Origin of the sequence: Desulfovibrio sp. SGI.169 (assembly GCF_050313595.1) — a bacterium.
GTDB lineage: Bacteria > Desulfobacterota > Desulfovibrionia > Desulfovibrionales > Desulfovibrionaceae > Desulfovibrio.
In genome coordinates, this window is the sequence record NZ_JBNPLS010000055.1 from 1 (window position 1) to 5,731 (window position 5,731).

5 protein-coding genes are annotated in these 5,731 nt (G+C 62.7%); 1 reads left to right on the forward strand and 4 read right to left on the reverse strand.

From position 1 onward, the window contains the following. Positions 1 to 58: 58 nt before the first annotated feature. From ACQRA4_RS13430 to rsfS, 4 genes are all read right to left on the reverse strand, one after another. Positions 59 to 1,576, reverse strand: coding sequence for an outer membrane homotrimeric porin (locus ACQRA4_RS13430; protein ID WP_427823567.1), 1,518 nt, complete (start codon positions 1,574 to 1,576; stop codon positions 59 to 61). A 313-nt stretch (positions 1,577 to 1,889) separates the two neighbouring features. Then, the gene (locus tag ACQRA4_RS13435; protein WP_427823568.1) at positions 1,890 to 2,135 is read right to left on the reverse strand and encodes a hypothetical protein; all 246 of its coding nucleotides are present in this window, start codon (positions 2,133 to 2,135) and stop codon (positions 1,890 to 1,892) included. Position 2,136: 1 nt separating this feature from the next. Beyond that, entirely contained in the window at positions 2,137 to 3,696 is a 1,560-nt protein-coding gene (gene gpmI / locus ACQRA4_RS13440) for a 2,3-bisphosphoglycerate-independent phosphoglycerate mutase (protein ID WP_427823569.1), read from the reverse strand. Beyond that, entirely contained in the window at positions 3,693 to 4,217 is a 525-nt protein-coding gene (gene rsfS, locus ACQRA4_RS13445) for a ribosome silencing factor (protein WP_427823570.1), read from the reverse strand. Before rsfS ends, gpmI begins: the two co-directional genes overlap by 4 nt. Before the next feature lie 72 nt (positions 4,218 to 4,289). On the opposite strand from rsfS, the gene ACQRA4_RS13450 reads away from it, so the two are divergent. Further along, positions 4,290 to 5,594 carry a phenylacetate--CoA ligase family protein gene (locus ACQRA4_RS13450; protein WP_427823571.1) on the forward strand — a complete coding sequence of 435 codons (1,305 nt, stop codon included), beginning with the start codon at positions 4,290 to 4,292 and terminating at the stop codon, positions 5,592 to 5,594. Positions 5,595 to 5,731: the final 137 nt, after the last annotated feature.

Genomic DNA, 5,731 nt, shown 5'->3' on the forward strand with positions numbered 1-5,731 from the left:
AACGCAAAAAGGGGGAGTCAAGGCTCCCCCTTTGAGATCATACCGTGAACGCGGGGTATTAGAAGCTGTACGCGAAGATCAGCTGGGCTTTCCAGGCGTCCTGCTTCTGGAAGGAAGAAGGAGTGTTGGCCTTCTTCCAGGTGTCGTTGTCCATGAAGTTGGCGATGTAGCCCAGTTCCAGATTCACGTCAAAGTTTTCGTACATCTGGTAGGAGTTGACCAGGTTCAGCTCCAGCAGGCCGTCATTGGTGGTCAGGTACGGGGAAGCCCCGCTGTACCAGCCGTCATTCCAGGAATAGGCGGTGTCCATGTACTTGACCATGGAGGGGGAGTTGGTGCCGCCCCAGTAGGCCACGCGGAAGGTGTGCTTGAGGTCTTCCACAAAGCTCATGTCGCGAACCTGCAGACCGATGCCCCAGGTGCCGGCGTATTCCAGCGAGTTGTCGACCCACATCCAGCCGTAGTTGCCGTCGCCCATGAAGGAAGTGAAGTTGCCCATGGGCACGATGGAGGGCATGCGCTCGGAGCCGTTCTTCACATTGCCGTCGTCGCCGGAGGCATACCAGCCGAAGATGCCGGGCACGCCCCAATCCATCTTGTATTCCACCAGGGCCTTGGCCAGCCAGCCCTGACGCTCGGTGCTGCCGCGCTTGTGAACGCCATTTTTCGAGGCGTCAAAACGGCCCATGCTTTCCACATAGCCGTAATTGATGTCCACCTCAATGTTCAGCGGATCCCAGGCGGTGATGGCGAAAGGCAGACCGGCCCAGAACATGGAGCCATAGGCTTTGCTGGTGTTGCCGATATCGTCGCGACCTGTAATGCCGGGGTAGGGGCGCAGGGTGTGATTCAGGTTGCCGTCAACCGTGCCCCAGCCATTTCCGTAACCCTTCAGGCTGTTCTTGCCCAGCATGCCGTACATGGCCCAGGGGGTGATTTCAAAACCGTCCAGCTTCACCGGAACCATGAGGGCGAAGAGGTCCATATTGTCCAGATAGTTCGCATGGTAATCATCGACGCCGTGCGACGCTTCGCCGGCAAAGTTGTCGTTGACCGGGCGCGCCCACAGGGCGGTGAGGCCCACGTTTTCGTTGAACTGGTAAGAAGCGGTGACGGCCGCGGCGTCGGTGTCCATAATGGCGGAACCGCCGGCCACGTTGGGCAGGGCCACGCCCTGAATGCCCATGCGGAACTTCAGGTCGGTATCCGGCACAGCCCAGTCAATGTAGGCGCGCTTCACTTCAACTACTTTACCGTCAGCGCCCAGTGCGCCGCCGGAGCCAGCATGGCCCCAGGTCTGGTCGCCGATTTCAAAGAAGACAGTGCCGGACAGGGCTTCGGAAGCCACGGCGTCCAGTTGCAGGCGTATACGCTGCTGCGCGGCGAACTTGTCGGCGTTGTCGTATTTCTGCTTGGAGCCATCAGCGCCCTTGCGGGTCTTGCTGAGCAGTTGGGTTTCGCCGCCGGCGAAGCCCACCAGCCACTGGCCCTTGGCCTTGAAATCAATGGCGCTGGCGCCAGTGGCCACGCCCAGCAGCATGCCGGCCGCCAACAGAAGCGTACAGATACGTTTCATGTGTTTCCTTCCTCTCGTTTGAAGCCTGCAAAAGGTTAAAATGTTTCCTGTCCCACACAGGTTTGTGAGTGTTTAGCGGCTTTTGCCGCCGAAAGCAAGATTTTTGTCAAAAAATTTTTACCGCACTGTCGCCAAATCCGCCTTTCGGGCTGACCGCCCCGACCGGCCCGAAATAAAGGCTCCTGTCGCCATAGCATATGGGCATATTCTGGTATTGCGCGTTCCAGCCGCCTCGCCGCAAGCGCGGCTCGGGCCGTTCGCGGGAGGCTGACGCCCCGAAAAATTCATGCCGCGGGGCGCCAGCCCGAACGCGTCAGAGAAAGTCCGGATCAGCCGCCGCCTTGCCGCCGGCCAGCATGATGCGCACATAGTGCAGGCCATGCTCGTCCACCGGAATGATGGGAAAGGAAAAGCCGCAGTTGTCGCAGGAAACCATTCTGGGTTCCGTGGGGCTGACCTGCGGCACATGCCTGCCGCACTGCGGGCATTGATAGAAGAAGAGAACTTCCATGCCGTCCGGCGGCACAGGCGTCAACGGGCGCTTTTTCTTTTCGGCCATGTCATGCCTCTCCGCCGGTCAGGTTACGACCGGTCATGGACGCGGGGGGCTTCAGCCCCCAAAGGCCAAGCAGCGTCGGGGCCACATCGGCCAGCCGCCCGTCGCCCAGCTCCCGCAGAGCGCCGTCGGGTTCCAGCAGAATGCAGGGCACGGCATTGGTGGTATGCGCCGTGTGCGGTCGCCCCTCAGGGGTCAGCATAACCTCGCAGTTGCCGTGATCCGCGATGATCAGCATGCGACCGCCGCGCTCCTCCACGGCGCTGACCATGCGCCCCACGCATTCATCCACCACCGCGCAAGCCTCCACCGCCGCCTCAAGCACGCCGGTGTGGCCCACCATGTCGCCGTTGGCCAGGTTGCAGACGACCAGATCATAAATGCCCTTGTTCCAGGCTTCCACAAACCTGTCCGTAACCTGGCGGGCGCTCATGGCCGGTTTGCGGTCATAGGTGGGCACATCGCGCGGCGAGGGCACCAAAATGCGGTCTTCGCCGGGGAAGGGCTCTTCCACGCCGCCGTTGAAAAAATAGGTCACATGGGCGTATTTTTCCGTCTCCGCCAGGCGGAGCTGGCGCAGCCCGGCCCGCGAAACCGCCTCGCCCAGCCCCAGGGTCACAGCCTCTTTGGGAAAGGCCACGGGAATGCCGAAGCTCGCCTCATAGGAGGTCATGGAGGCGACGCCCGCCAGTCTGGGCGGCGCGCCCCGTTCAAAGCCCCTGAAATCCGGCTCGATAAAGGCCTGGGTCAGCTCACGCATGCGGTCGGCCCGAAAGTTGAAAAGAAAGAGCGCGTCGCCGTCGGCCATGCCCGCGGGCTCGCCAGCCCCGCTCGCCCCTCGCCCGCCCGCGCAGAGCACGGGCTTGACAAATTCGTCGGTGACGCCTTCCGCGTAGGATGCCTCCAGGGCCGCCACCGCGTCCGGGGCCACGCGGCCCCCGTCACTCTGGCCGCGCGCCAGCAGATCCCAGGCCGCCTTGACCCTCTCCCAGCGCTTGTCGCGATCCATAGCGTAAAAGCGGCCCACCAGATCGACAATGCGCGTCCGGGGCTGGTTTTTGATATGCTCTTCCAGCGCGCGCGCGAAGCCCACGCCGCTTTTGGGGTCCGTATCGCGACCGTCCATGATGGCATGGATGCGCACGGGCACATCCGCCCGCGCGGCCATGTCGCAGATGGCCTCCAGATGGCGGATATGGCTGTGCACGCCGCCATCCGAAAGCAGACCCGCCAGATGCAGCCTGCCGCCGCTCTTTTTTACCGCCGCCAGCAGCTCGCCCAGAACCGGATTGGCGGCAAAGGAGCCTTCCTCCAGAGCGACGTCGATGCGGGTCATGTCCTGATAGACCACGCGCCCGGCCCCGATATTCAGATGCCCCACCTCGGAATTGCCCATGTAGCCTTCCGGCAGGCCCACAGCCCGGCCCGACGCCATGAGCCGCGCATGGGGGCAACGCGCGTTGAGACTGTCCAGATGGGGCGTGGGCGCAAGATACGGCGCATTGCCAGGGCCGGGAGCGGCCAGCCCCCAACCGTCAAGAATCAGCAGCAAGGTAGGGGTCATGCCGGGTTCTCCCCGTCAAAGCCCGCGGCGGGAGCCGCCGTGGCGGCTTTGCCCGCCGGACGCCGCCCCCAGAGCTCTTCCAGGCGAAACAGCTCCCGCACAGGCTCCAGAAAAATATTGATGACGATGTCGTTCATATCCACAAGAATCCACTGCCCGGCCCCATAGCCTTCCACGCGCAGATATTCGTAGTTGCGCTCATGGCAGAGGGCGGCCACGCCGTCGGCCAGGCTCTGGGCATGACGCATGGAGCCGGCGGTAAGCACCAGCAGAGCGTCGGCAAAGCCGCCCTGCTCCGCGATGTTGAGGCTGACGATGCGCTCCGCCTTGTGTTCCTCAAGCCAGGCGGTGATGACCGCCAGTTTTTCAGCCAGGGGAACGTCCGCATAACGCCTGCGGCCCGGAGGCGCGCTCCGGACCCCGCTGGTTTCGTGAGAAGCGATGTGTTCCATAACGAGCACATATCCCAAAGCCGGGCCGAGGGCAATGGCGGAGGGGCCGTATTGACCCGGCCCCCACATTGCGGCATACCGAAGGGGCGTCGCGCGCCGCGCGCCTTTTTGCTTTTTTTCGCCATAACGCAAGGAGTGCCCGTGCTCTTCAATATCAAACAGGAAACCCTGCCCCGCGAGGAACTGGAAGCGCTGCAGGCGCGCCGCCTGCGCGACCTCTGCAACCGCGTGTATGCCAATGTGCCCTTTTACCGCAAACGCTTTGACGAAATCGGCATCACCCCGGCGGACATCAGGACTCTGGCTGATCTGCGGCTTCTGCCCTTCACCGAAAAGCAGGATCTGCGCAACCATTATCCTTACGGCCTCTTTGCCGTGCCCAGAGAAAACATCGTGCGCCTGCACGCCTCCAGCGGCACCACGGGCAAGGCCGTGGTGGTGGGCTACACGGCTCGCGATCTGGAAAACTGGGCCGAGCTGGCCGCGCGCAGCCTCTCGGCGGCCGGGGTGAACCGCACGGACGTCGTGCATGTGGCCTATGGCTACGGCCTGTTCACCGGCGGTCTAGGCGCGCACGGCGGCGCGGAACATCTGGGCGCCACGGTGGTGCCCGCATCGGGCGGCGCCACGCGGCGGCAGGCATATCTGCTGCGCGACTTCGCGGCCACGGTGCTGTGCTGCACGCCCTCCTACGCCCTGCACCTCTGGGAAGCCGGGCAGGAAGTCGGCATAGACTTTCGCGATCTGCCGTTGCGCATCGGCGTGTTCGGGGCCGAACCCTGGACCGAGGCCATGCGGCGGGACATAGAACAAAAAATGGGCATCGACGCCATGAACATCTACGGTCTTTCCGAAATCATGGGACCGGGCGTGGCCATGGAATGCGCCGACGCCAAATGCGGCATGCACCTCTGGGAAGACCACATCCTGCCGGAGATCATCGACCCGGTCAGCGGCGAACAAATGCCGCCCGGCGAAGAGGGCGAACTGGTGCTGACCACCCTGACCAAAGAGGGCATTCCCCTGCTGCGCTACCGCACCCGCGACCTCACCAGCTTGGACTATACGCCCTGCCGTTGTGGGCGCACGCATGTGCGCGTTGCGCGCCTGCGCGGCCGCAGCGACGACATGCTGATCATTCGCGGGGTCAATGTCTTCCCGCAGCAGATCGAAAGCATTCTCATGGAGAGCGAGGGCCTCACGCCCAACTACCAGATTATCGTGAACCGCGCCAACAATCTGGACAGCATCGAGGTGCGCGTGGAAGTGAGCGACTCGCTCTTTGCCGACGAAATACGCAAACTTCAGATGCTGGAAAGCCGCCTGCAGAAAAACATCAAGGAATTCCTCGGCGTCACGGCCAGGGTGCGCCTTATGGAGCCGCACTCCATCCAGCGTTCCGAAGGCAAGGCCCAGCGTATCGTGGACAACCGCCTCAAGGATTGACGACCCGGCATGCCGACGGATCGGACGCGCCCGGACTGAAAAAACGCTCCTGTCAGCGTTTCCTGCGGTCATGCGAAGCAAGACCATCCACTGTGGATTCAGGACTCATTAATTGCCAAAAAGTGAAAAAGTTCTTG

Coding starts and splice junctions, on each gene's coding strand:
- ACQRA4_RS13435 (WP_427823568.1), bottom strand. CDS start 2,135: ATGGCCGAAAAGAAAAAGCGCCCGTTGACGCCTGTGCCGCCGGACGGC.
- ACQRA4_RS13430 (WP_427823567.1), bottom strand. CDS start 1,576: ATGAAACGTATCTGTACGCTTCTGTTGGCGGCCGGCATGCTGCTGGGC.
- rsfS (WP_427823570.1), bottom strand. CDS start 4,217: ATGTGGGGGCCGGGTCAATACGGCCCCTCCGCCATTGCCCTCGGCCCG.
- gpmI (WP_427823569.1), bottom strand. CDS start 3,696: ATGACCCCTACCTTGCTGCTGATTCTTGACGGTTGGGGGCTGGCCGCT.